Origin of the sequence: Streptomyces mayonensis, assembly GCF_018982965.1 — a bacterium.
Lineage (GTDB): Bacteria > Actinomycetota > Actinomycetes > Streptomycetales > Streptomycetaceae > Streptomyces > Streptomyces mayonensis.
In genome coordinates this window covers 1-25,117 of sequence record NZ_JACBYP010000015.1, presented here as the reverse complement: position 1 = coordinate 25,117, position 25,117 = coordinate 1, and the positions used below count along the sequence as shown (strand labels likewise).

At 74.8% G+C, this 25,117-nt stretch carries 16 protein-coding genes and 1 pseudogene; 2 read left to right on the top strand and 15 right to left on the bottom strand.

Annotated elements, in window-relative coordinates:
- Positions 1 to 54 precede the first annotated feature (54 nt).
- From HZS56_RS08320 to HZS56_RS08310, 3 genes are all read right to left on the bottom strand, one after another.
- Positions 55 to 2,793 (bottom strand): FtsX-like permease family protein, encoded by a 2,739-nt coding sequence (locus HZS56_RS08320; protein ID WP_216720051.1) that lies wholly within the window; start codon positions 2,791 to 2,793, stop codon positions 55 to 57.
- Positions 2,790 to 6,134: an FtsX-like permease family protein gene (locus HZS56_RS08315; protein WP_308408025.1), complete on the bottom strand. Its 3,345-nt coding sequence runs from the start codon at positions 6,132 to 6,134 to the stop codon at positions 2,790 to 2,792. The genes HZS56_RS08320 and HZS56_RS08315 overlap by 4 nt, the downstream gene beginning before the upstream one ends.
- A 204-nt stretch (positions 6,135 to 6,338) precedes the next feature.
- Entirely contained in the window at positions 6,339 to 6,752 is a 414-nt protein-coding gene (locus HZS56_RS08310) for a globin (protein WP_216720108.1), read from the bottom strand.
- Positions 6,753 to 6,877: 125 nt separating this feature from the next.
- On the opposite strand from HZS56_RS08310, the gene HZS56_RS08305 reads away from it, so the two are divergent.
- Positions 6,878 to 7,852, top strand: coding sequence for a methyltransferase domain-containing protein (locus HZS56_RS08305; protein ID WP_216720050.1), 975 nt, complete (start codon positions 6,878 to 6,880; stop codon positions 7,850 to 7,852).
- 52 nt (positions 7,853 to 7,904) lie between these two features.
- Here the strand turns inward: HZS56_RS08305 and HZS56_RS08300 are convergent, their stop codons facing one another.
- From HZS56_RS08300 to HZS56_RS08285, 4 genes and pseudogenes are all read right to left on the bottom strand, one after another.
- On the bottom strand, positions 7,905 to 9,659 hold the full coding sequence (locus tag HZS56_RS08300) for an FHA domain-containing protein (protein WP_216720049.1): 1,755 nt from the start codon (positions 9,657 to 9,659) through the stop codon (positions 7,905 to 7,907).
- A 71-nt stretch (positions 9,660 to 9,730) separates the two neighbouring features.
- Complete coding sequence (locus HZS56_RS08295; protein ID WP_216720048.1) at positions 9,731 to 11,077, bottom strand: vWA domain-containing protein; 1,347 nt, start codon at positions 11,075 to 11,077, stop codon at positions 9,731 to 9,733.
- A gap of 114 nt (positions 11,078 to 11,191) precedes the next feature.
- Positions 11,192 to 12,551 (bottom strand): annotated as a pseudogene (locus tag HZS56_RS08290) (PP2C family protein-serine/threonine phosphatase).
- Positions 12,552 to 12,554: 3 nt separating this feature from the next.
- Positions 12,555 to 15,068 (bottom strand): serine/threonine-protein kinase, encoded by a 2,514-nt coding sequence (locus HZS56_RS08285; RefSeq protein WP_444875598.1) that lies wholly within the window; start codon positions 15,066 to 15,068, stop codon positions 12,555 to 12,557.
- Between HZS56_RS08285 and HZS56_RS39205 the strand changes: the two genes are divergently transcribed.
- Positions 15,046 to 15,354 carry a hypothetical protein gene (locus HZS56_RS39205; RefSeq protein ID WP_444875597.1) on the top strand — a complete coding sequence of 103 codons (309 nt, stop codon included), beginning with the start codon at positions 15,046 to 15,048 and terminating at the stop codon, positions 15,352 to 15,354. The genes HZS56_RS08285 and HZS56_RS39205 overlap by 23 nt on opposite strands.
- 96 nt (positions 15,355 to 15,450) lie before the next feature.
- Here HZS56_RS39205 and HZS56_RS08280 read toward each other — a convergent pair whose 3' ends face one another.
- From HZS56_RS08280 to HZS56_RS08245, 8 genes are all read right to left on the bottom strand, one after another.
- Positions 15,451 to 16,785 carry a coiled-coil domain-containing protein gene (locus tag HZS56_RS08280; RefSeq protein ID WP_216720046.1) on the bottom strand — a complete coding sequence of 445 codons (1,335 nt, stop codon included), beginning with the start codon at positions 16,783 to 16,785 and terminating at the stop codon, positions 15,451 to 15,453.
- 59 nt (positions 16,786 to 16,844) lie between these two features.
- The gene (locus HZS56_RS08275; protein ID WP_216720045.1) at positions 16,845 to 17,924 is read right to left on the bottom strand and encodes a glutamate ABC transporter substrate-binding protein; all 1,080 of its coding nucleotides are present in this window, start codon (positions 17,922 to 17,924) and stop codon (positions 16,845 to 16,847) included.
- Positions 17,925 to 17,941: 17 nt separating this feature from the next.
- Entirely contained in the window at positions 17,942 to 19,384 is a 1,443-nt protein-coding gene (locus HZS56_RS08270; RefSeq protein WP_308408024.1) for a GlnX family signal transduction membrane protein, read from the bottom strand.
- Positions 19,385 to 19,642: 258 nt separating this feature from the next.
- Positions 19,643 to 20,614, bottom strand: coding sequence for an N-acetylglucosamine kinase (locus HZS56_RS08265; RefSeq protein WP_216720043.1), 972 nt, complete (start codon positions 20,612 to 20,614; stop codon positions 19,643 to 19,645).
- A complete protein-coding gene (locus HZS56_RS08260; RefSeq protein ID WP_216720042.1) occupies positions 20,605 to 21,870 on the bottom strand; it encodes a 6-phospho-beta-glucosidase in 1,266 nt (421 codons plus the stop codon). Before HZS56_RS08260 ends, HZS56_RS08265 begins: the two co-directional genes overlap by 10 nt.
- Positions 21,871 to 21,877: 7 nt before the next feature.
- Positions 21,878 to 22,786, bottom strand: coding sequence for a carbohydrate ABC transporter permease (locus tag HZS56_RS08255; protein WP_253913927.1), 909 nt, complete (start codon positions 22,784 to 22,786; stop codon positions 21,878 to 21,880).
- Entirely contained in the window at positions 22,783 to 23,727 is a 945-nt protein-coding gene (locus HZS56_RS08250; RefSeq protein WP_216720041.1) for a carbohydrate ABC transporter permease, read from the bottom strand. Before HZS56_RS08250 ends, HZS56_RS08255 begins: the two co-directional genes overlap by 4 nt.
- A 6-nt stretch (positions 23,728 to 23,733) precedes the next feature.
- Complete coding sequence (locus tag HZS56_RS08245; protein ID WP_216720040.1) at positions 23,734 to 25,071, bottom strand: ABC transporter substrate-binding protein; 1,338 nt, start codon at positions 25,069 to 25,071, stop codon at positions 23,734 to 23,736.
- Positions 25,072 to 25,117: the final 46 nt, after the last annotated feature.

Sequence of the window (25,117 nt, the reverse complement as noted above, 5' to 3'; positions counted from 1 at the left end):
AGTGGTCCGGTTTCCGCAAGCGCGTCCCGGCGGTCACGTCGTCGTCCGTCGGACTCATCGCGGGTCCCCCGCTCTCAGCTCGGTGACCGACCCGCGGCGGCCCGACCACCACGCCTGCACGCCCGCGACGCCCACCGCCACGACCAGTACCGCCACCGCCGGCAGCGCCAGCGACCACGGGTCGGTACGCAGTCCGGCCCGGTCCACGGGGGCGGACGCGGCGGCCAGGGCGATCGTGGTCAGGTCGATGCCGGGGGCGAGCAGGCGCACGGTCGCCCAGCCGGTCAGCGCGCCGCCCGCCGCGGCCAGCACGGCCTGGGGCAGCGACTCCAGGACCAGCAGGCGCCGGCCCTGGGCCCGGGTCAGGCCCATCGTGCGCAGGCGGGCGAGGAGCGCGGTGCGTTCCGGCGCCGCCCGCAGCAGGGACAGGAGAAGGGCGAGGACGGCGTACCCGGCGCCCGCGACGACGGCGACCGCGTAGACGCGTTCGGCGCCGGACTGCAGGGGCGAGTCCACGTACCGGCCCCGCTCGGCGGACCGCAGCAGTACCGAACCGGTGTCGCCCGCGGCCCGGCGCAGCGCGCCCGCGTCCAGGTGGTCCCCGGTGAGCAGCAGCAGGGTGGGACGCGCGGCCTCGGCGGACAGCCCGGCCCGGTCCACGACCAGGAAGTCGTCGCCGGAGACGGCCGGGGTGGACGCGCGGACGAGGACGATGCGGACGGTGACGGACGTGCCGTCCGAGGTGCGCAACGAGAAGGGCCCGGTGCCGAACCGTTCGGCGACCGCCGGTGAGGCCAGCGCCCGCAGCGGCTGCCCGGCCCCGCCGCCCGGCCGTTCCAGCGCGCCCGCGTCGAACGCGCCCAGTCCCGTGCCCGCCGCCAGCCTCGCGTAGGCGGCGGGGTCCACGCCGGCCAGCGGCACGTTCTGGCGGCCGTCCCCGGCCCTGGCCTGGTCGGTGAGCCCCACCTCGGCCACTTCCCGCACGCCGGACGCGCGGCGCGCGCGGTCGCTGACGCCGTCCGGCAGCGGCATGTCCGTGCCCTGGATCCTGGCGTCGGCACCCACCGTGCGCACCGCCGCCTGGTCGCGGGCGTCCGCCACCCCGGCCAGGACGGAGCCGCCGAAGGCCGCCGTGGTGAGCGCGGTCAGCAGGGCGAGCAGCGGCAGGACCGCGGAGACCGGCGTACGGCCCGCGCGGGCCAGTGCCAGATGGCCCACGGCGCCGCGCAGCCGCCCCGCCGGGCGGGCGAGCCCGCGCAGGGGCAGCGGGTAGAGGCGGACCATCAGCAGTGCGGCGATCACTCCCACGAGGACCGGCGCCGCGGACACCAGGTCCCCGGCGTCGCCCGACGCCCCGCTGCGGCGCAGCGTCTCGACCGCGCCGAGGGCGAGGGCCACAGCCGTCAGTTCGGCGACCGTGCGGCGCCGGGACGGGCGGGCCGACGCCACGTCCCGCCGGCCGCCGTGGACGCGTACGGCACGGTGGGCGAAGGCGGCGCGCACGGGCAGGGCGGCGCAGGCCACGGCGGTGACCGCGCCGGCCGCTCCGACGGCGGGCAGCAGGCGGCCGCCGGGGAGCGCCAGCAGCGCGGCGGCGAGTCCGAGGACACCCGCGGGCAGCGCCACCACGGCGGTCTCCGCCAGCAGCCGTCCCGCGAGCCCGCGCAGGGAGGCACCGCGGGCCCGCAGCAGGGCGAGTTCGGCGCGGCGGCGATCGGCCGCGAGACCGCCCGCCATCAGCAGGACGACACCCGCGACGGTGCCCGCGCCGACCGCGGCCACCGACAGCAGCGGGCCGATGCCCGAGCGCAGCTCGCCGAAGGAGGCGAACACCTCGTCCAGGTCGGTGGCGACGTCCGCGGCCGGGTCGGCGCCCGCGCGGACCTCCCGCAGCCCCGGCCCGGACTCCAGACCGGCGACGGCCGACGTCAGGCCGTCCAGATCGTGGGCGTGCAGGACGTCGGTGTCGGGCGCTGCCTGCCAGTAGCGCACGGGTGTCCCCGCCGTGGCCAGCAGCGCGGGGCCCGCCTCGGGGGCGAGCAGCAGGGTGCCGAGCCAGTACTGTTCGCGGTCCGCGCCGGCCGACCCCGGCACCGTCATCAGCGACGGCTCGCGCAGCACGGGCTGGGTCGACCAGTAGGCGCCCCGCGGGTCGCGCGGGGCGAGGACGCCGGTGACGCGGACGGTGAGCGGGGCGCGTTCGACGCCGGGCACGTGCAGGACCGAGCCGACCTCGATGCGCAGGGCGCGGGCCGTCTCCTCGGTGACCGCGGCCTCCAGCGCGCCGGTCGAGGCCGTCACCTGGCCGCCGGTCACCCGCGGCAGGCGGCCGGAGCCGATCCGGGCGTGGTCGCCCAGGCCCTCCTGCGCGGCGAGGTGGAACCGGGCCGGCAGCCCGCTCGGCTGCGGCAGCCAGGGCTCCGGCACCGGGAGGCCGTCGGTGGTGCGCACCCCGTACGCCGACTGCGCCCGGTCCACGGGCAGCGGCGCGCCCTCGACGGCCGCGAGGACCTTGCCGTACCGCCCGCCCAGCTGTTCCGGACGCATCTGCTCCGCCCGCTCCTGCGCCGACAGGGCGAGGTCGGGCTGCGGGGCGACGACCAGCACACTGGTGCGGTCGGGGCGGGCCTGCGTCAGCGCCCGCTCCAGACCCGCGTCCGCGTACCGGTCCAGTGCCCTCGGGAACGCGGCGGCCAGACACGCCGTCAGCGTGACGAGCACCGCCAGCGCCCAGGCGGCACCGGGCGCGGCCCGCAGCCGGGTGCGCACCCACGGAACGGTCACCCGGTTCACCGCGCCTCGCCTCCCTGTTCCCGCAGTGCCGACGCCGGGTCGCCGCGGCCCAGGGCCAGGGTGGCCGTGACCAGGAGCGGCGGGAGGGCGACGGCGGCCAGGAGGAGCGCGACCCGGGCGGCGGGCAGGGTCACGAGGACGTCGGGGACCGGGTGAGCGGCCTGCGGGGTCAGCACGATCAGGGGGATCACCGCCCGGGTCAGCACGGTGCCCAGGGCCGCGCCCACCAGCAGCGCCAGGGCCAGCAGGACGCCCTGCTCGACGGCGACCGTACGGGCCAGGCGGCGGCGCGGCGCACCCAGCGCCCGCAGCACCGCGAACTCGGCCCGCCGCTCCCGCAGCGACCCCGTCGCGCTCACCGCGAAGCCGACGGCCGCGAGTACGGCCGCCACCCCGGCCGCCGCCGCGAACGCCGCCTCCGGGCCCGCGCCGAACGGGTCGTCGCGCAACTCCTCGGCCAGTTCGTCCCGCACGACGACCTGCGAGGCCTCCAGGTCCGGGAAGCCGCGCAGCGCCTCGACGACACCGGACGCGCCGCCGGGCGACGGCCGCAGCCACCACTCGGTGGGGGCGAGGGCCTCGCCGTACTCCGCCTGGAGCACGCGGTTCACGGACCGCAGATCCAGGAGCAGGGCGCCGCCGTCCCCGCCCGCGTCGTCCGTCCCGCCCGCTGCCTCTACCGCGTCCGTCCCGTCGGCCGCCCCGGTGCTCGGCAGTGCGCGGACCGAGCGCACGATCCGCACCGGGAGGCTGTGGCCGCCCAGCGAGACGTCCACGCGCTGCCCGACGCGGGCGTCCGCGGAGTCCAGGTAGCGGTCGGTCGCGACCGCCGTGAGCCGCGGGGGCGCGGGCTGCGCGACGTCCAGCCGCAGCGTCACCGCGCCCGACACCCAGGGCAGGTCGTCGGGGACGTACCCGGTGCCGTACTCGACCGCCGGCGGGCCGGAGGCGCTCAGCCGGGGCTTGGTCGGGCTGGTGCCGGCGTCCGGCGAGGACACCGCCGCGTCGCCGCGCACGGAGGCCGTCCAGGAACGGGGCAGCGACAGCCGCCGTACGCTCCCGTCGGGCGCGGTGGCGGTCAGCTCGGCCAGGCCGAGGCGGAGCCGGTCCGCGTGCCCCCTCGGCTGGGCCGTGACCAGCTCCAGGCCGGTCACGGCCAGCGGACCCCCGGCGACGTCGAGGCGCAGGGTGTGGCGGTGGCCGTCGGCGGGAAGCTCACCGGCGCGCAGCCGGAAGGGGGTGCCGTGGGCGTCCCGCACCGTGACCGTCACGTCCGCCGCGGCCGGTCCCGGCTCCGTCCCCCTGCCCGTGCGGGTCAGGGCGGCCGTCACGCCGAGGGCCTTCGTGCCCGCCGGTACCGTCGCGCCCGCCGCCTCGCCCTTCGCGGACAGCGGGGCGAACAGCTCCCCGGCCGGTTCGGCGGACAGGTCCGGGCGCAGCAGCATCGTCCGGGCCGCGTGCTCCGTGTCCAGCGCCAGCACCGTCGCCGTACGGTCGCCGGACAGCGGCAGCCGCGAGCGCGACGCGGGGGCCACCTCCTGCACGCCCTCGACGGCCGCGTAGCTCTCGGTACGCCCCGGGCCCACCGTCCCCGAGGCCAGCACCCGCACCGGCGCCCCGGCCCGGAAGTCCGCCTGGTCGTCCTGCGAACGGTCCCAGGAAGCGCCCTGGCCGACGGCGAGCATCCCCAGCGCCACCGCGAGCACCAGCAGCAGCACAGGGCCGGCCCCGCGCATCGGGCGGCGGCTGAGCTGCCAGCCCGCCAGCGCCGAGGTCAGTCCGCGTCCCCCGGCCGCCCGGCGTTCGGCCAGCCGTGCCACCGGCGGCAGCAGCCGCAGCGTCAGCACCGTCCCGGCCAGCAGCGCCAGCGCGGGTGCCGCGACCAGCAGCGGGTCGATGCCGAGGGTGCCGGTGGTGTCGTCGCTGACCGCGCCCGAGGTCTGCCGGGACAGCTGCCAGTACGCGACGCCCGCGACCACCAGGAGCCCGAGGTCCGCGCCGGCCCGCAGCGGGGCCGGCAGGGCGCGGGCGCGGCCGCCCGCGGACAGGGACGAGGCCAGCGCGGGCAGCGTCACGGCCAGCGCACACCCGAGGGCCGCCGGGGCCGCCGTGAGCCACACCCCGCCACCGCCCCAGGCGGGCACCTCCAGGTGCAGCCCGATCCGCTCCAGCGACCCCTGCCCCGCCAGCAGCCGCGTCAGCGGCCCCGCGAGCAGCGGCGCGCAGACCAGCGCCGGTACGGCCAGCAGCAGCGACTCCCGTGCGGCCAGCCCCGCCACCCGGGCCCGGGAGGCGCCGCGCGCCAGCAGCAGCCGCTGCTCGCCCGCCCGTTCGGCGTTCAGCAGCCGGGCCACCAGCAGCAGCGCACAGCCCGCGAGGAGCGCCAGCTGGAGGGCGACCACCAGCAGCGTGGAACGCGAGACCAGCAGGGAGCGGTCGAGCCGGTCCAGCACGTCCGGCAGGGAGGTGGTGGCCGCGGTGCTGCCGCTCAGCTCCGGACGCGCGCGCAGCCACGCCATGCCGCCGCGGGCCGCCTCGCGCAGGGAGTCCGTCCGGTCGGCCGTCACGCCCGAGAAGCCGGCCGCCGCCAGCCAGCCCGAGGAGCCCGCGCTCACCTCGCCCCCGCTCAGCACACCGGGAGCGGCGAGCAGCGGGCCGTACGTCGTGAAGCCGCCCAGTTTCACGCCGCGCCCGGCGAGGTCGTCCAGGTGCCAATAGGGGGCCGCGGCGTCGGCGGGGCGGTAGAGGCCGGTGATCTCGACGGCCACCTCCGGGCCGCCGAGCCGGTCGGTGAGGGTGAGGCGGGTACCGGTCCCGACGCGCAGGCGTTCGGCGGCGGCCGTGGGCAGGGCGACCTCGATCAGCCCGCCGTCCCGCTCGCCGTCCGTCGCGGGCAGTCGCCCCTCGGTGACGCGCACCTGCGCCGGGTCGAGCGCCGCGAAGTACGTGAGGTCGGGGTCGTCGCCGTCCTCCCCGTCCTCCGCGTCCTCGCGCGGGCGCGGTGTGGCCGGGAGGGCGTACGGCCCCGACTGGGTGAGCGTCCGCACGGTGACCGGCAGCCCGCCGAAGGTCTCCCGGGCGCCCTCGCGCACGGCCGCGTCCGCCTTCCCGCGGCCCTCCTCCGGCACGTCGGCCTTGACGATCAGCGCGGTGTCCGCGGCGTTGCGGGGATCGGCCAGGGCGTGCCGCAGGGCGGCGTCGCCGACCGCGCCGGAGTAGGCGGTCAGGGCGGCCAGTACCGCCGTGGTCAGCAGCACGGTGAACAGGGCCGCGGCGAGCAGCGTGCGGTGCGCCCGCGCGCGCAGCAGCACGAACCCCGTGAACCCCCCGTACCCCGCCACCGGCCCCCCGCCGCAGTTGTCCAGACCTCCGCGTGATGCTGTCAGAGGAGGAGGTACGGAAGTAACCGGCCGGGACGTGGACTTGACCGGATCGTGACCGAAATGCGGCGCCCGGTGACCGGAATGCGCGCGTCGGGAGCCGCTCCGGTCAGCAGTCCCTCAGCAGTGCGTCAGCAGTTGAGCCAGCAGCGGGTCAACAGCGGTTCAGCCGGGGGTGTTGATCATCGAGGCCGCCGCGTACGTCAGGTACTTCCACAGCGTCTGCTCGTGCTCCTCGGACAGGCCCAGCTCGTCGAGCGCCACGCGCATGTGCTTCAGCCAGGCGTCGTGCGCCGCCCGGTCGACAGCGAAGGGCGCGTGCCGCATCCGCAGCCGCGGGTGCCCGCGGTTGTCGCTGTACGTCGTCGGGCCACCCCAGTACTGCATGAGGAAGAGCGTGAAGCGCTCCTCGGCCGGGCCCAGATCCTCCTCCGGGTACATCGGCCGCAGCAGCGGGTCCTCGGCGACCCCCTCGTAGAAACGGTGGACGAGTCGGCGGAAGGTCTCCTCCCCGCCGACCTGCTCGTAGAAGGTCTGCTCCTGAAGCGTGCCGCGCCGGATCTCATTCACGCCGTCCATGGTCTCAGACACGGGGACATAGGACTCAAGACCTAGGACTGCCGAACTGCCGAACTGCCGAACTGCCGGACTGCCGGACCTGCCGGGACGCCCGTAGGCGCCCCTGCTGCCCGTACTGTGGAGACATGGGCGGGTACGAGGACCTGGACCGTCTCGCCGCGGCCGCGCGGGCGGAGCTGGTGCGGGAGATCGAGCTGAGCGGCGCCTGGACGGCCGACCCGGTGTGGCGGGAGGCGTTCGCGGCGGTTCCGCGCCACCTCTTCGTGCCCTACTACTACGTCGGCGTCCGGGGCGGCTACGAACGCAGGTGGGGTGAGCACCCCGACCGGGAGGCCCGCGAGCGCTGGGTGCGCGGCGCCTACGCCGACGCCCCGCTGGCGACCCGGATGCGCGACGGCGAACTGCTCTCCTCCAGCAGCCAGCCCTCGCTGATGGCGATGATGCTGGTCGAGCTGGACGTGCGGGACGGCGACCGGGTCCTGGAGATCGGCGCCGGCACCGGCTACAACGCCGCCCTCCTCGCCCACCGGCTCCGCGACGACGACCTGGTCACCACCGTCGACCTGGACCCCGAGATCACCGAGTCGGCCCGCCGGCACCTGGACGCCGCCGGACACCACCCGGTCGTCGTCACCGGCGACGGCGCCCGCGGTGTGCCCGAACGCGCTCCCTACGACCGGATCCTCGCCACCTGCGCGCTGCCCTCGGTGCCGACCGCGTGGCCGGCCCAGTGCCGCCCCGGCGGGCGGATCCTGACCCCGCTCGCGACCGGCCTCCTGGTGCTCACCGTGCGCGACGCCGGGTACGCGGAGGGCCGGTTCCTGCCCACGCCCGCCTTCTTCGTGCCGCTGCGCGGCGCCGACCGCCCCGGTCCGGAGCTACCGGGTCTGGGCGGGGTGCCGCGCCGGGCGCGGGAGAACGACCTGTTCCGTTTCCTGCTGGCGCTCAGCCGGGGCGGCCTCGACCCGCAGGAGGCGTACGCCCTGTGGGAGCGCGAGAACGCCCCGCGCCGCGAGCGCTACGGGATCACCGTCAGCGGTGAACGGTCCTGGGCGTGGCTCGACGACCCCGACGGGCCGTACGCCTGGCCGTTCGCCTGACGGCGCCGACGGGTCTTGCCCCCGACGGCGCCGACGGCGTACGTCGGTCGCGTTAGCCCCGCCGGATCGTGATCGTCGTCCAGGCACCCACGTGCACCCGGTCGCCGTCCTGGAGCGGCACCGGCACGAAGGGCTGGATCGGCTCCTCGCCGCCGTTGACCGTCGTGCCGTTCGTCGAGTTCTGGTCGACGACCGCCCAGTTGCCGTCCGGCTGGTGCACCAGCACCGCGTGCTGGTGCGAGACGCCCGGGTCCTCCGGCGGCACCGCCAGATCGATGTCGGGGGTGTCGCCGGTCGAGTGCCGACGGCGCCCGATGGTGATCTGGTTGCCGGTGAGCGTGCGCTGCTGCTCGGGCGAGTACGCGGGCAGGTTCAGACCCGCGGCCTCGGGGCCCGAGCGGTGCATCATCGCCATGAAGTAGTCGCGGTCGGGCCCGATCGTCGCCGACCAGGTCGTCGGCTGCTGGGGCCGCTGCGGCTGCTGCGGGAAGCCCTGGCCGGGCGGGGGCGGCGGGGCCTGCGTGGCGCCGGGCTGCGGGTAGCCGTAGCCACCGCCCTGGGCCGGAGCCGGGCCGCCGGGACCACCGCCGGGACCACCGCCGGGACCACCGCCGGGACCGCCCGGGGCGCCGGACGACGGCGGGGAGAGCACCCAGTCGTCGTCACCGCCGCCGAAGGACGGTCCGCCCTGCTGCGGGCGGCCCGTCTCCTGCGGGAAGGCGGGCGGGGCGGGCGGGCCGGACTGATACCCCTGCGGACCACCGCCGGGGCCGGCCGGACCACCACCGGGACCACCGGGACCGGCCGGACCACTGCCGGGACCGCCCGGCCCCGACTGCGGGGGCCCGGGCGGCGGCGGAACCGGACGCGACGGGTCCCCGCCGAAGCCGGGAGGGGCAGGCGGGCCGGACGGGCCGTTCGGGCCGTCGGCAGCGGGACCACCGGGGCCGCCCGCACCACCGGGACCGCTCGGGCCGTGGGGACCGCCCGGGTTGTTGGGGCCGCCGAAGCCTCCGGGGCCGCCGAAGCCATCGAAGCCTCCGGGGCCGTTGGGCCTACCCGGGCCACCCTGACCACCGGGGCCGCCCGGACCACCGGGACCGTTGGGTCCACCAGGACCGTTGGGTCCTCCCTGACCACCGGGCCCGCCCGGCCCGCTGGGGCCACCGGGACCGCCGAAACCTCCAGGGCCGCCGGGTGCTCCGGGACCGCCCGGCCCACCAGGCCCACCAGGCCCACCGGATCCGTACGGGCCGCCGGGGCCGCCCGGGCCGCCTCCAGGTCCTCCGCGTCCCGACGGGTCCGCGCCGAAGGGCGGCGGGCCCGGAGGGATCGGTTCGGCGGGACGGTTCACCTGGGACGGGCGCGAGCCCTGATAGTCGTACGAGTCACCGCCGCCGTACGACGGCCCCGCCGGCGGCTGCTGGAACTGCGGCGCAGGCGGACGCGGGGCGGCCGGGGTGTACGACGTGGCGGTGTTGGTGAGGAAGTTCCACCGGCACTCCTCGCAGAACGGCGCCCCGCCCTCGCGCGGCGTGCGGCACTGCGGGCACAGCTGCGGCTCGGCCCCCGGACCACCGGGACCCCCGGCCGGACCACCGCCGGGACCACCGGGGCCCCCGGCCGGACCGCCACCGGGACCACCAGGGCCGCCGGGACCACCGGGTCCGGCGGGTGGCGGGAAGCCGTAGCCGCCGCCGGTGGGCGGAGGCGGCGGAGGAGGCGGCACGGCACCGGCCATGCGGTGACCGCAGACCTCGCACCAGTCGTCGGAACCCGACTGATGTCCGTTCGGGCAGGTCGGCATGTCGGAGGTTCCCTCTCTAGCGGGCGTGTCGCGCCTGTGGTCCTGCGTTGCTTCTTCGCTGCGTCACTTCTCTACTTCTTCACACGAACAGTCTTTGTCGACCGGGTCTCGAGAGTCATCTCGTCGGCGTCCTCGACCTTCGCTTTCAGTCGCACAGTACCTGCCGCCGCGTCCACCACGTCCACCACCTTCGCGAGCAGTTTCGCCGTATCGGCGTTTCCGGAGGCTCCGGCGAGCTGAACCGCGCGGCCCAGTTTGGCCGTTGCTCCGTCGATGTCTCCCGCTTTGCGTAGATCGAGGCCTTGTTGGATGGCTTGTGCCAGTTCGGCCTGCCCGGTGTAGTGGGCCACCTGCGGGTTGATCGAGGTGGAGGCCGTCATGTCGTCCGTCCACACGGCCCGTACGAGACCTTGCGCGCCGAGGTTCTGGACGCTGCCGCCGGGCTCCGGAATCACCAGGGAGACGCGCGCGGCCAGCATCTCCTGCCCGAGTCCCGCGGCCGGTACGTCCACGCAGACGTGGTAGTCACGGGACTCGTCGCCCCAGGAACCGAGGGGGTAGTCCCCGGCCCGCGGGCCCGCCTCGGTGCGGCGGCCGGTCAACTCCTCGACGGTCGGGGCGACCTGCTTGACGAATCTCACCGTGGTGCCGACCGGGGTCCACAGGCGCAGCGCGACGTCCGCGACCTCCTTGCCCATGGCCGTCTCCATCATCCGCGTGAAGTCGTCGGCCAGGCCCGCCGGATCGGCGACGATGTCGGCGGTGCCGAGCAGGGCGGAGGCGATGCCTGTGACTTCTTTCACTTCCCAGTCGGTGCCCACGCCCCGGGCGTCGCAGGTGAAACGCCCCGCGCAGGAGTCGAGCGCCGCCCCGAGGTCCTGGGGCGACTCGTGCTCGTTGCGGCCGTCCGTGAGCAGGATGCCGTGCCGGATGGCGACGTCCGCGGTGGACAGCAGCCGGTCCGCCAGCCGCAGCCAGGTGCCGATGGCGGTGCCGCCGCCCGCACTCAGCCGGCGCAGCGCCTGCTTGGCCTGTTCCCGGGTGGTGGAATCGGCCACGGCGAGCCGCCCGTCGCCCGGGTAGACCTCCTTGGCCACGTGGGTTCCGGCCACGACCGTGAAGTGCACGCCGTCGCGCAGGGTGTCGATCGCGGCGGCCGTCGCGTCGCGGGCGTTGCGCATCTTGGTCGGCGGGTAGTCCATCGAGCCCGAGCAGTCGACCAGCAGCGCCACGGCCGCGGACGGGCCCTGGCCCGGCGAGTACAGGTGGGGCGCGGTGACCGCGCTCCCGACCGTGCCGCCGCCGGTCGCGGTGACGGTCACGATGGCGTTGACCTCGCGGCCGCCCTCGGGCAGGTACTCGTTCTGGTAGACGTCCACCCCGAACTGCGGCACGTTCGACTTCGAGAAATTGGCCATGCCGGATCGCATCCCCCTTGTACGTCCCCACGGTGATGGGGAGTCGGCTGCTGGTGCGGACCGCCCCCTGCGGTCCGCGAGGCCGCCCCGTGCCCGCGCCCCTGCCGGGGTGCCTCAGGCCGATCCTGCCCCCTGCGGCGGGGCCGGGAACGGCAGCAGGGCCACTGTTACGTTGTCGTGGCCCCCACCGTCCAGGGCGTGGCCGACCAGAACGCGGGCGCCGTGCAGCGGTCGTACGGCGGCGTCCAGGGGCACGGCCTCGGCCATCTCCTGGGCGGACTCGGCGTAGTTCCACAGGCCGTCCGTGCAGACCACGACCACTCCGGGGCGGTCCGGCTTGAAGGACGCGGTGTGCGGCTCCAGTTCGTAGGCGTCGGCGCCGAGCCAGCCGGTGATGGCGTGGGCGCGCTCGTCGGCGTAGGCCTCGGCCTCGTTCATCAGACCGGCGGCGACCATCTGCGCGGCCCACGAGTCGTCCTCGGTGAGCCGGGCGGGCGGGGTGGTGCGGTCGGCCGGAACCCAGTAGACGCGGCTGTCGCCGACCCAGCCGACGACCAGCAGTCCGGCGGTGACCACGGCGCCGACCAGGGTGCAGGCCGGCGCGTTCTGGTGCGGGGCCTTCTGGAGGGCGGTGGCGGGCTCGGCGGCCAGTGCGTTGACGGCGTGCGAGGCGGCGAGGATCGCGTCGTGCATGGCCTGCTGCGGGTGGGTGCCGCGGGGCAGGGCGCCGAGCAGGGACTCGCCGGCCGCGCGGGACGCGGCGAGCGAGGCGTCGTCGGGGCGGGTCGCCGAGGAGACGCCGTCGCAGACGATCGCGACGTTGGCGGGGGCGCCGTCGGGCAGGGCGGTGCAGGCCACCGAGAAGGCGTCCTCGTTGCGGTGGTGGCGCAGGCCGCGGTCGCTGACGGCGGCGATCGGCCCCGACTCCTGCTCCATGTGGTCGCGTTCGCGGGGCTGGGCGTGCCCGCAGTTCTCGCAGTAGCCGTCACGGTCGACCCGGCCCACCCGGCAGGCCACGCACACCTTGCCGCCCGCCGCCCCCGGACCTCGGGTCGGGCGCCTGCAGCGGGTACTCGTCGGGCTCGGCCGGGCGGTCGAGCCGCACCCCGGACGCTGCCTCCTGGGCGGGTTCCCGGGCCGGCTCCGTGCCGGGCTCCTGGTGGGCCGCCGGCTCGTGCGACGGGAGCGGGGAGCCGCCCGAGTCGGTGCCGGGCAGTTCGGCGGCGGCGTGCGCCGGGGCCGGGTGACCGTGGCCGTCCGAGTCCCGGGCGGCCGGCCAGTCCACCTCGTCCCGGGCGGGTGCTGCCGCGCCGGGTGCCGCGCCGTTCATGACGACGGTGGGACTGTCCTCGGGCCGCGCCGGTACGACGGACAGGTCGTACCCGCACGCACCGCAGAAACGGTCACCCGACTCGAGGGGCTCCTCGCAGCTCGGGCACTTGGACACAGCGGCCTGCTGGGGCATCTGCGACATCAACTACACCCACGTCCGGGGGCGGTAACGGTTGGCACGTTCCACCAGGTCGATCCTCTCCTCGCCGCCCCGCGCCAGCCGGGCCAGCGTGCGGTACGAGCGCTCCAGGCCGAAGCGCAGGCCCCGTTCGTCCAGGCCGCTGCCGAGCAGCGTCCGTCCCCCGGCGGCGGAGGGGACGGAACCCCGGCCCCCGGAGAGTACCCAGTCCAGCGCGCTCCCGAGGACCTCGGCCGACAGGTGCTCGCGCCGCGCCGGATCCAGACCGTACACGTCCAGCGCCTCGACCTGCCCGGCGGCGGCCGACAGATCGTCCAGGAACACCGCGTCCCCGGGCCCCGCGACGCGTTGCCGCAGCCGCGCCCGCACCGCCGCCACGCGCGCGGCCGTGCAGTGCACCGACGACTCCGGCACCGACTCCAGCGTGCGCACGGCACCGGTCCGGTCGCCGCCCGCGAGCTGGACCCGGGCGAGGCCGAAGGCGGCGCTCACATGGCTCGGGTCGGAGGCCCACACCAGGCGGTAGTATTCGGCGGCGTTGTCGAGCTGGCCCAGCACCTCCGCGCACAGGCCGAGCGCCAGCTTGGGCGCGATCTCGCCGGGGAAGGCGTCGTAGACCGCGTCGAAGGCGAGCGCGGCGTCCTCGTGGGCGCCGGTCACCAGGGCGGCCAGCCCGCGGTACCAGACCACCCGCCAGTCGTCGGGCCGTTCGCCCTCCAGCGCCTCCAGGGTCTCCAGCGCTCCGGGCGCGTCGCCGCTCTCCAGCCGGGCCCGGACCTGCCGCAGCCGCGTCTCGGTCGACGGTGCGGGCGCCGCCGCGAGCGCGGTCAGCAACTCGCCCGGCGCGGAGGCCACGAGGCCCGCGAGGAAACCCGCGTTGGGGTCGCCCGCGTCGACCCGGGGGACGGGCAGGGCGAGGGACGCGGTGGGGGCGTCCGCCCCTTTGACCAGACCGGCCGCCTCGCCGCCAGTACCGTCACCGGTGCCGCCGGCACCGTGGGCGCCACCGTTGCCGCCCGGGCCGCCCGCAGCGCCCACGACGCTCACGGCACCCGGCAGCGACGCGCTCGCGCCGCCCGGAGCAACAGCCGCCCCGGCCCCCGCCCCGGCAGTCCCCGCGCTCCCGGTCCCGGCGCTCCCCGCCGGGCCGGGAGGCGCCGGGGCGTGTGCGACGGTGCCGCCCGGCGCGCCCACGGCCGGTCCGGGCGCGGGCGTGAGCCCGGCGGGACCCGGCAGTGCGGGCGCGGGCCCGGTACCGCCCGGCAGAGCGTTCGCGCCGGAGCCGCCGGAGCCGCCCCGGCGGCGGCCTCCCGTGCGCGTCTCCCGCGCTCCCAGCCGCGACACCTCACCGTCCAGCCGCGGGAACAACTCCGTGTCCGTCACCCGGACCTCGGGCCCGAACAGCGTGGACACGGCGGGCCGGGCACGGCCCGTCTGCAGCGAGACCACCTCGCGCAGCACCCCGGTGAGCTGCTCCGCCATCTCCTGCGCGGACGCGAACCGCCGGGCCGGATCGGGGTCGGTGGCCCGCACGAGCAGCCGGTAGAACGACTCGTACCGCCGGAACACCTCGACCGTGTCGGGATCGGGCAGCGAGTCGGCGTAGACGGTGGTGTACCCCTGGAAGTCGAGCGTGAGGACGGCGAGGGTGCGGCCGACCGTGTACAGGTCGGACGCCACCGACGGGCCGACGTCGGCGACTTCCGGCGCCTGGTAGCCGACCGTGCCGTAGATGGCCGACTCCTCGTCGTCCATGCGGCGGACCGCGCCCATGTCGATGAGCTTGAGCTGGTCCTCGGTCTGGATGGCGTTGTCGACCTTGAAGTCGCAGTACAGCAGCTTGCGGTTGTGCAGGTGGGCGAGTGCCTCCAGGGCCTCGATCCCGTACGCGCAGGCCTGTTCGACCGGCAGCGGGTCGCGGCGGCCGTCCGGGGAGCGGCGCGCGTTGGCCAGTTCCTTCAGGGACTTGCCGCCGACGTACTCCATCACTATGTAACCGTCGAGGGAGCCGGTGCGCTGGTCGAGGTGCTCGACGAAGTTGTAGATCCGCACGATGTTGGCGTGCTCGATCTCGGCGAGGAACCGCCGCTCGGAGATCGCCGCCGCCATCGCGTCCTGGTCGCCGGTGTCCAGCAGGCCCTTGAGGACCACCCAGCGGTCGGCGACCGCCTTGTCGACGGCGAGGTAGATCCAGCCGAGCCCGCCGTGCGCGAGGCAGCCCGCCACCTCGTACTGGCCGTGCACCACGTCGCCGGCCTTCAGCTTCGGCACGAACGAGTACGGGTGCCCGCACTTGGTGCAGAAGCCCTCGGTACGGCCCACCCGCTCACCGCGGGACCGCCCGACCGGGCCCCCGCAGTCCGAGCGCGAGCAGAAACGCTTGCGCTCCGGCACCTCGGGGTGCTCCATCACCATCCGGCGCGGGTCGGGCCGCGGCACCTCCGGAACCTCGACCAGGCCCGCTCCCAGGCGCCCGCGCGCGGAGGAACCCGCGCCGGTGCCCGAGCTGCGGACCGACACCGAACGCCCCGTGGAGCGGCCCGAGACCGCCCGCGAGAGCCGTCCCGACACCGAGCGCCGCGACTTCGACGACTGCGACGACGTACGTGAACTGCCGCGGCCGGAGCGGGAACTACCGCCGCCCGACGTACCGCCCGACCCGCCCGACCCGCCCGACCCGCGTGAGCCCCGGCCCCCGTCTCCCGTGACGCCGGTGGGGGACGCGCCGATCCGACCGCCCGCCGCGACGACCGGCGCGAGGCCGCACGTGTCGCAGTACAGCTCGCCGCCGCCCATGTCCTCGTAGGCCCCGCCGCAGCCGGGACGCTGGCACGTCCGCCCTGCCTCACTCATGACGCTGCCTCCCCCTCGTCCTCGTCGTCCGCGCCCCGGTCGCCGCCGCTCATGCGCCGGGTCCCGTCCGGTCCACCGGCCCGCCCTGCCCCGGCACGCGCCGTGCGGAGCCGAGCAGTTCGGCCGCCGCGTGCTGGTAGCGCAGCACCGCCTGCTCGGCGACGCGCAGGTCGCAGGGCGCGCTCCACAGCATGCGGCGCGCCCTCTCGTACTTCTCGCTCAGCTCGGGGTCCTCGGCGTAACCCAGCCGGGCCATCTTCGCCTTGTACGCGTCGAGCCGGCCGCGCAGCTCGGCACGGACCGCGAGCGGTGCGGTGACCGCCGTCAACGACTCGCGGGCCCGCAGCAGTTCGTCGTCGGCCTTCTCCTCAAGGGACTCCAGAAGCGGCGACAGCCGGTGCCACTGGGCGTGCCTGCGGTACTCGGCGGCCGCCGCCAGCTGCTCCTGCAGCACGATCGGCGGTCCGCCGACCACCGGCACCTCCGTCGCGGCGATCTTCGCGAGCACCTCGCCGCGCGCGGTGCGGGCCTCGGCGAGGGTGCGGTCCGCGCGCGAGAGCACGTCCCGCAGCCGGACGATCCGCTGCTCCGCGTCCTGGCGCACGGCCAGCACCGCGTCGATCTCCCGGCGCACCTCCTCCAGGGCGCGCGCCTCCCGGTCGTAGACCGTGGTGTCGGGACGGCCGCCGCCGGGTGCCGAACTGCCCTCCGCGGGCTGCCAGAAGGCCAGCGGGTCGGACACCACCTGCTCGCGCAGCCTGGTCAGGGAGCGGGTGATGCGCTCCAGGTCGTCGCCGGACGGATGCTCGCCGGGGCGCACGCCCACGGAGTGCGCGAGCTTGCGGGTGCGCTGCAGTTCGGCGGCGAGTAAATCGATGCGGGCGGGCAGCGCCGACCACACCGCGTCGGCGGCGACCACCATGTCCAGGGAGGTCGCGTAGAGCTGGTTCATCCGGTCCACCAGCGCCGCCAGCGAGTACCGCTCGCTGAGCCGGCCCGGACCGCCGTCCAGCGTGGGTGCGTGGGCGGTGGCGGCGGCGCTCCCGGCCACCGTGACGGCCTCGCCGCGCAGCAGCTCCGTCAGCTCCGCCAGGTCCTCCCGGCTGGACCAGCGGCGCCGCGAACGGACCTCCCGGGCGGTGCGCAGGGCGCCGGAGTACGCGTCGAAGTAGGCCCACAGCAGGGTGATCGACGCCTCCGCGGCGGCCCACCGCACGGCGGTGACGCCGGTCAGCTCGGCGCCTTCGAGGAGTCTGCGGCCCGCGTGGTCCTGGAGGGCGAGGAGCGAGGTCTCGACCGCCTCGTGCTCCGCGCCGAGCCGCGCCAGCGCACGGTCCACCTCGTCCCGGTCCATCACCGGCCCGGTGGGTCCCGTGTCGCCCATCGATCACCCCTCGCTGTCGCGGACTTGTCCGTGTTCTTCCCCTGCGGCGCGGCGGCCGTTCAGCTCTTGCGCAGGTACTGCGGTGCCGGTGGCCGGGACTTCGCCGCGTCGTCCATGGTCTCCGACAGCCACTCCTCGTACGAGTGCTGCCACCCGTCGGTCTCGTCCGCCCGCCAGTCGGCGAGGATCCGGTTGACCCGGCGTACCAGATCGTCGGCGTCCTTCTTCATCGCCACGCCGTAGTACTCGGTGGTGAAGGAGTCGCCCTTCAGCTCGACCGTGGGGTCCTGCGCTGCCTGGCTCGCGGCGAGCGCGCCGTCGGTGACGACCGCGTCGACCTCGCCGAGCTGGAGGCGCACCAGGCAGTCCAGTTGGTTGGGCACGGTGGTGCTCAGGTCGGCGCCGGCGGCGAGTCCGCCGTCCTCGCGGTCCTGCTCCAGCGTGCTCAGCGCGGTGGAACCGGCCGCCGTGCAGATCCTCTTGCCGGCCAGCGTGCCGTCGTACCCGGTGATGTCCGAGGACTTGGGGGCGAGCACCTGCTGGCCGGTGCGGAAGTAGGGGGCGGAGAAGGCGACGTCCTCGAGGCGGTCGCAGTTGATGGTCATCGTGCGCACCACCATGTCGACCCGGCCGTCCCGGATGGCCGGTATGCGCTGGTCGGTGGGGATCGCCTTGAACTGCACCGCGTCCTCGTCGCCGAGGATGTCCTCGGCGATGCGGTGCACCAGGTCGATGTCGAAGCCCTCCAGCTGGGCGGCGCCGCGGCTGTTCGGGTCGCGGTAGCCCCAGCGGAAGCTGTTCTGGTCGACGCCGACGACCAGCTTGCGCTTCTCGCCCTCGCGGCCCTGGATCGCGTCGATGGCGGGGCCGTCGGAGTCGGCCGGTGCCAGGGTCTGCTTCTCCGGGTCCGTGCACTCCTCGGCGGCCCGCGCCTGGCTGCCGTGGGCGACCCCCTGCCCGCCCGAACCGGAGTCCGAACCGAACCCCCCGCCCGGGCCGTTGCCCGTGCCGCCCGGGTCGCCGGGCGAGCGGACCACCGGCAGGAGCAGGGCGAAGACCACGGCGAGGGCGCAGGCGACCGCCATGGCCCCCACCCCGCCCCAGCCCTTCAGGCCGGACCGCAGTCGGCGTGCGCGCATCCTGGCGCCTCCCTCCCTCACCGGTACTCCGAGAGCCTGCGGCCGATGCCCAGCAGCGCACCGGCCGCGCCCAGTCCCGCGAGGACGCCGGCGCCCTGCGGCAGGTGGCGCATCGCGTCCAGGCCGTCGCCCGCCGCCTGCCGGAACTCCCGCTCCTCGTGCCCGAGGGCGGTGGCCAGCGAGGCGTCGACGCCGTCGAAGCACTCGACCGTCGCCCCCTTGCCGCCGATGACCAGGTCGAGGGCCTGCTGGTAGTTGCCGTTCTCGTCCTGCGCGCGGGCGGCGGTGTGGCGCTTCTTCCACTCCTTCATGTTGCCGGTGGCCGCGGCGACCGGCTGCCCGCCCGTGTCGTCGTCGGCCAGCCGCGCCGCCTCGTCGAGGCCCTTGCCCAGCGCGTCCATGTTCTTCCCGAACTCGAAGTCGTAGGCGTCGACCGTCTCGTCACCCGCCTTCGTGGTCTCCGCGCCGCGCGCCACCAGCGTGAGGTTCTCGTTGCCACGGGCCTTGAGGGAGGCGATACGGGCGTCGTGCAGCACGTTCAGCGAGCGTACGCCGTGGTCGTAGGAGTCGCCCAGGCCGGAGCGTGCGACGCTGTGGCCGACGACCAGCCAGAGCAGGACGATCGCGGCGGTCGCGGTGGCGGCGACCAGGCCGTGGTTCAACACCCGGTTGGTGCGGCGGTAGTTGCGGTACTGCGCCCAGAACAGCCCGGCGAGCGCCAGGACACCGAGCGCCAGCGCGGCCCAGGGGTAGGGCCTGGCGTCGGCGTAGTCGGCGCTCAGCCGCGCGTTCTCCGTCTGGTAGAGGTCCTCGGCGGCCGGGAGCATGTCCTGCTGCATCTTCTCGTTGGCGTAGCGCAGATAGGCGCCGCCGACGGGGAAGCCCTGCCGGTTGTAGGTGCGGGCGCGCTCGACGAGGCCCTTGTACTCGGGCAGGAGCCGGTTCAGCTCGGTGATGGTCGCGGCGGAGGGGGAGTCGGCGTCGGAGGCCGCGGCGGCCGTGACGAGCCCCTCGGCCGCCGCGCGGATGCCCTTCTCGTACCGCTCCCGTGACTCCCGGGTCTCCTGCCCGCCGGCCAGGAAGCCGCTGGAGGCCGCCGTGTTGGCGTCGGCCAGGGACCGGTAGATGTCGGCCGCGTCGGACGTGAGCGGCTGGCTGCGGGTGAGTACGTCGTCGGCGGCCAGCGACCGCTCGTTCATCTGCCAGGCGGTGACGGTGCCGAAGGCGACGACGAGCGCGGCGAGCAGCGCGCCGATGATGCGCAGCCGGCCCGGCTCGGTGACGGCCGCCGCGCGCAGCCGGTCCACGCCCTCGGCGAAGGCGGTACGGCGCGGCTCCGGGGACGGCGGGACGGGCGGTGGCGTGGCCGCGGCGGGCGCACCGGGGCCCGGCCGCCGCTGCTCCGCCGACCCGGACTGCGGCGGCCCGGACTGCGGCGGTACGGCGGGCGGGGCGGGCACGCCGGCGCCCGGCGGTCTCGCGCTGCCGCTGCCGCTTCCCCTCGGCGATTGAGTCACCACTGACCTCCCCCGTGGTCATCCGTCGCCGCAAGTATCGCTGCCCGCACCGACATACGCATCGGCCTTCGCCCCGATCTTGATATGTACCCGGTGCACGCCTCACCCCTGCCCATGAACACGTCCCCGGAACCGGTTCGGTTCCGGGGACGTGTTCATGGGCGGCCGGCGACTCGAGGGGGCGGCTCGGGCAGTGGCGGCTCAGGCGGCGAAGTGCTCCCGTACGCGCGCGTGGGCGGTCGGCGCCGCGCCGACCCCGTCCAGGCCCAGCAGTACGGCGCCCAGTACGGGCCGCTCCGTCACCACCCTCGGCACCGCCTTGGGGGCGCGGTGCGCCAGCAGCTCCCGTATGCGGTCGTCGAGTTGGGGGTGCCGGGCCGCCAGGACGCTGCCGCCCAGCAGCACCGGCACCGGTTCGGCGAGCAGGTCGAGGCGGGTCAGCGCGACCGTGGCCATCGCCACCACCTCCTCGGCCTGCCGGTCCACGACCGACCGCGCGAGCGGGTCGCCGCCGGCCGCCGTGGCGAACAGCACCGGCGTCAGCTCGTGCCGCCGCGCGGGCTCCACGTGCCGCAGGTGCAGGGCCTCGATCAGGGCCTGCATCGAGCCGAGCCCGAAGTGGGCCGGCAGGGTGCGGGCCAGTTCCGTCGGCCCGCCGCGACCGTCCTCCGCGCGCGCGGCGTGCCACAGCGCCTCCTCGGCCAGCCCCCAGCCGCCGCCCCAGTCGCCGGACATGCGGCCGATGGCCGGGAAGCGGGCGGTGCGGCCGTCGGGGCGCATGCCGACGCAGTTGACGCCGGCCCCGCACACGACGGCGACGCCCAGCGGCTCGGCGACACCGGCCCGCAGGATCGCGAAGGTGTCGTTGCGCACGTCGACCCGCGCGCCCCACGCGCGCGCGTGCAGCGCGGCGGCCAGCTGCTCCTCCTCCACGGGCAGGTCGGCGTTGGCCAGGCACGCCGACACGTGCTCGACGGAGGTGACGCCGGCCGCCGCGAAGGCCCGCGTCACCGCCTCCGCCAGGGCGTCGACGGCCTGTTCGACACCGTCGGCCGGCGGACGGAAACCCCCGCCGCGCGCGGTGGCGAGGACGTCGCCCCCGGCCGTCACCACGGCCACGTCGGTCTTGCTGTTGCCCGCGTCGACGGCGAGGACGCTTGCGGTCAGGCCCACGCCAGGTGCTCCCGGTTGTGTGCGATCAGCCGGTCGGTGAGCTGCTCGGCGTACGCGTACTGGCCGACGAGCGGGTGGGCGAGCAGCGCCCGGAAGACCCGGTCCCGGCCGCCGCGCAGGGCGGCGTCCAGGGCGAGGTCCTCGTAGGCCGTCACGTTCGCCGTCAGGCCCGCGTACAGCGGGTCCACGTCCGCCACCGGCAGCGGTGCGGCACCCTTGCCGCCCACCGCGGCCGGCACCTCGATCACCGCGTCGTCGGGGAGGAAGGGCAGCGTGCCCCGGTTGTAGGTGTTCACCACCTGGTACGGGGAGCCCGTGCCGCCGAGCAGGGCGGCGGCGAGGTCCACGGCGGCCTCGGAGTAGTAGGCGCCGCCGCGTTCGGCGAGCAGCGCGGGCTTCTCGTCCAGGGCCGGGTCGCCGTACATGTCCAGCAACCGCCGCTCCATCTCCGCCACCTCGGCGGCGCGGGACGGCTTGGTGCGCAGCTCGTCGACGACCTCGTCGTGGGCGTAGTAGTAGCGCAGGTAGTAGGAGGGGACGACGCCGAGGCGGTCCAGGAGCGGGCGGGGCAGCCGCAGGCCGGCGGCGACCGTGTCCCCGTGCTCGGCGAGCAGCCGGGGCAGTACGTCCTCGCCCTCGGGGCCGCCGAGGCGGACGCCGGTCTCCCAGGTGAGGTGGTTGAGGCCGACGTGGTCCAGGTGGACGTCGGCCGGTGCCACCCCGAGCAGCCCGGCGAACTTGCGCTGCAGCCCGATCGCCACGTTGCACAGTCCGACCGCCCGGTGCCCCGCCTGGAGCAGGGCGCGGGTGACGATGCCGACCGGGTTGGTGAAGTCGATGATCCAGGCGTCCGGGTTGGCCCGGCGCACCCGTTCGGCGATGTCCAGCACCACCGGCACCGTGCGCAGCGCCTTGGCGAGGCCGCCGGCGCCGGTCGTCTCCTGTCCGACGCAGCCGCACTCCAGCGGCCAGGTCTCGTCCTGCTGCCTGGCGGCCTGACCGCCGACGCGCAGCTGGAGCAGGACGGCGTCGGCGCCGTCGACGGCCGCGTCCAGGTCGGAGGTGGTGACCACCCGGCCGCTGTGCCCCTGCCTGGCGAAGATGCGGCGGGCGAGGCCCCCGACCAGCTCCAGCCGGTCCGCCGCCGGATCGACGAGGACCAGCTCCTGCACCGGCAGCGTGTCCCGCAACCGGGCGAAGCCGTCGATCAGTTCGGGCGTGTAGGTCGAACCTCCGCCGACCACGGTGAGTTTCATACAGCAATCAACCCTTTACTCCGGTCAGTGTGACGCCCTCGACGAACGCCTTCTGCGCGAAGAAGAACACGAGGATCACGGGGGCCATGACCAGTACGGTCGCGGCCATGGTGAGGTTCCAGTCGGTGTGGTGGGCGCCCTTGAAGGACTCCAGGCCGTAGGAGAGCGTCCAGGCGCCGGGGTTCTCGGAGGCGTAGATCTGGGGCCCGAAGTAGTCGTTCCAGGCGTAGAAGAACTGGAAGAGGGCCACGGCCGCGATGCCGGGCTTGGCCATCGGCAGGACGACCTTCAGCAGGGTGCGCAGCTCCCCGCAGCCGTCGACCTTCGCCGCGTCCAGGTACTCGTCCGGGATGGTCAGCAGGAACTGGCGCAGCAGGAAGATGGAGAACGCGTCGCCGAAGGCCATCGGGATGATCAGCGGCCACAGCGTGCCGGACAGGTCCAGCTGCTTCGCCCAGAACAGGTACATCGGGATGATGACCACCTGCGGGGGCAGCATCATCATCGAGATCACCAGCATCAGGGACAGGTGCCGCCCCCGGAAGCGGAACTTGGCGAGCGCGTACGCCACCGGGACCGACGAGGCGACGGTCAGGACGGTGCCGAGCCCCGCGTAGAGCAGCGTGTTCTTCCACCAGGTGAGGAAGCCCGGCGTGTCCAGGACGGTGCGGTAGTTGCCCCACTCCCAGGTGTGCGGCCACAGGTCGCGGGTGAGGGCCTGCTGGTCGCTCATCAGCGAGGTGAGCACCACGAACACGAACGGCAGCGTGAAGAAGAGGGCGGCGGCCACGCCGAGGGAGTGGACGGCGATCCACTCCAGCAGGACGCGTCTGCGCGCGACGCGCTCCTCGGCGGGCGGCTGCCCGCCGGCCGGCACGGGCCGCGCCGGAACCTGGACGGTCGATACCGGGGTCATCGGTCACCTGCCTGGATCAGACCGCCCCGGCGGCGCATCAGCAGCGCCGTGAACGCCATGGCCAGCGCGAACAGCACGAGCGCGACCACGCAGGCGGCGCCGTAGTCGAAGCGCTGGAAGCCGAGGTTGTAGACGAGCTGGGGGAGGGTCAGGGTCGACTTGTCGGGATAGCCGGGTTCGAAGGACTGCCCGGAGCCGCCGATGATCCCGGAGGCGACCTTCCCGGCGACCAGCGGCTGCGTGTAGTACTGCATGGTCTGGATCACGCCCGTGACCACGGCGAACAGCACGATGGGCGAGATGTTCGGCAGCGTCACGAACCGGAAGCGCTGCCAGGACGACGCCCCGTCCAGCTCGGCCGCCTCGTACTGCTCCTTGGGCACGTCGAGCAGCGCGGCCATGAAGATCACCATCAGGTCGCCCACGCCCCACACGGCGAGCGCGGTCAGCGCCGGCTTGGACCAGGCGGAGTCCGTGAACCAGCCGGGCGCCGGGACCCCGAGCCCTTCCAGGACGGAGTTGACCGGCCCCGTACCGGGGTTGAGGAGGAAGACGAAGGCGAGCGTCGCGGCGACGGGCGGGGCGAGGTAGGGCAGGTAGAAGAGGGTGCGGAAGACCCCGGCACCCGTCTTGATCTTCGTGATGAGCAGCCCGACCCCGAGCCCGAACACCACCCGGCAGGTCACCATCACCAGGACCAGCCAGAGGGTGTTGCGCAGCGCGGGCCAGAAGAGCGGGTAGTCCTGGAAGACGTACGTCCAGTTCTCCAGGCCCCGGAACTCCGGGACGCCAAAGCCGTCGTACTTCATCAGCGAGAAGTACACGGTGGACACCAGCGGGTAGGCGAAGAAGACGCCGAACCCGACGAGCCAGGGCGACATGAAGGCCGCCGTCCGAAGCGCCGAGGAACGGCGCTTCGCGCGGAGCGTGTTGATGGCCATGGACCGTTACTTCGTCTGCTCGATGTCGCGGTCGATCTGCGCGGCGGTCTTCTCGAGCCCCGCCTTCAGGTCCTTCACCTTGCCCGACTCGTACTGGTAGCCGAAGTCCTGGAGGGTCAGCTGGTACGTGGCGCCGTTGACGGAGGCCGGCGGGGAGTTGGACTCCGGGTGCTGGGCGATGTCCAGGAAGGTCTTGAACTCCGGGTCGGCCTTCAGGTCGGGCGACTTCAGGGCCGGGAAGGTGGAGGGCACGTTGCGGATGGCGTTGGAGAAGGCGACGACGGCCTCGGTGTCGGTCGTCATGTACTTCACCAGCTCCCACGCGGCGTTCTGCTTCTCGCTGTGCGGGGCGATGCCCATGACGGTGCCGGAGAGGAATCCCTTGCCGTACTCGTCCGCCTCGTCGTCGGCGACGGGCATCGGCGCGGTGCCGATCTCGAAGCCGGCACCCGCGTCCTTCGCCATGCCGAGCCGCCACTCGCCGTCCAGCTGCATCGCCACCTGGCCGGTGTGGAAGGGGTGCTTGGCGCCCCACTCGTCGCCGAAGGTGTTGCGGTACCTCTCCAGCTTCTCGAATCCGCCGAGGTCGTCGACGAGCTTCTTCTGGTACGTGAACATCTCGGCGAACGCCGGGTCCTCGGCGACGCTGGACTTGCCGTCCTCGTCGAAGTAGGCGTGGTCCCACTGGGACATGTAGTGGTCGACGACGGTCTCGTAGCCGTGGTAGTTGGGCATGAATCCGAGCTGCTCGTACCCGTCGCCCTTGGTCTTCGTGAGCTTCTTCGCCACGTCGGCGAACTCCGACCAGGTCTTGGGTGGCTGCTTGATGCCGGCCGCCTCGAAGGCGTCCTTGTTGTAGTAGAGGCCGTAGGCGTCGCCGAGCAGCGGCAGGGCGCAGCGGGTGCCCTCGAACTGCGTGTACTCCAGCATCGGCTTCGGGATGAGCGCGTCCAGGTCCAGCTCGGACTTCTCGACGAAGGGCTTCAGGTCGAGGAAGGCGCCCGAGGAACAGAACTTGCCGATGTTGGAGGTGGTGAACGAGGACACCACGTCGGGACCGCTCGAACCGCCCGCGCGCAGGGCCTGGTTGAGCTTGTCGTCGTTGATGTTCCCGACGACCTTCACCTTGATGTTGGGGTGGGCCTTCTCGAAGCGGTCCACGTTGGCCTGGACGGCCTCCACCTCGGCGGGGGCGCTCCAGCCGTGCCAGAAGGTGAGGGTCGTCTCGGCGTCCGGGTCGTCGGAGGCGCCGGTCCCGGACTGGCCGGTACAGGCGGTGGCGAGCAGGGCGAGGGAGGCGGAGGCGGCGATCGCGAATGCCGCGTTTCGGGATATTCCGGCCATGGTGAAGCTCCCAGTGACAGGGCAGGGGCGGGCAGGGAAGGGTGGG

What these genes read in the sequence shown, in the direction of transcription:
- HZS56_RS08255 (WP_253913927.1), bottom strand. Translation starts at nt 22,786, where the DNA reads ATGACCCCGGTATCGACCGTCCAGGTTCCGGCGCGGCCCGTGCCGGCC.
- HZS56_RS08275 (WP_216720045.1), bottom strand. Translation starts at nt 17,924, where the DNA reads ATGCGCGCACGCCGACTGCGGTCCGGCCTGAAGGGCTGGGGCGGGGTG.
- HZS56_RS08305 (WP_216720050.1), top strand. Translation starts at nt 6,878, where the DNA reads ATGGGCGGGTACGAGGACCTGGACCGTCTCGCCGCGGCCGCGCGGGCG.
- HZS56_RS08300 (WP_216720049.1), bottom strand. Translation starts at nt 9,659, where the DNA reads ATGCCGACCTGCCCGAACGGACATCAGTCGGGTTCCGACGACTGGTGC.
- HZS56_RS08280 (WP_216720046.1), bottom strand. Translation starts at nt 16,785, where the DNA reads ATGGGCGACACGGGACCCACCGGGCCGGTGATGGACCGGGACGAGGTG.
- HZS56_RS08250 (WP_216720041.1), bottom strand. Translation starts at nt 23,727, where the DNA reads ATGGCCATCAACACGCTCCGCGCGAAGCGCCGTTCCTCGGCGCTTCGG.
- HZS56_RS08295 (WP_216720048.1), bottom strand. Translation starts at nt 11,077, where the DNA reads ATGGCCAATTTCTCGAAGTCGAACGTGCCGCAGTTCGGGGTGGACGTC.
- HZS56_RS08260 (WP_216720042.1), bottom strand. Translation starts at nt 21,870, where the DNA reads ATGAAACTCACCGTGGTCGGCGGAGGTTCGACCTACACGCCCGAACTG.
- HZS56_RS08245 (WP_216720040.1), bottom strand. Translation starts at nt 25,071, where the DNA reads ATGGCCGGAATATCCCGAAACGCGGCATTCGCGATCGCCGCCTCCGCC.
- HZS56_RS08310 (WP_216720108.1), bottom strand. Translation starts at nt 6,752, where the DNA reads ATGGACGGCGTGAATGAGATCCGGCGCGGCACGCTTCAGGAGCAGACC.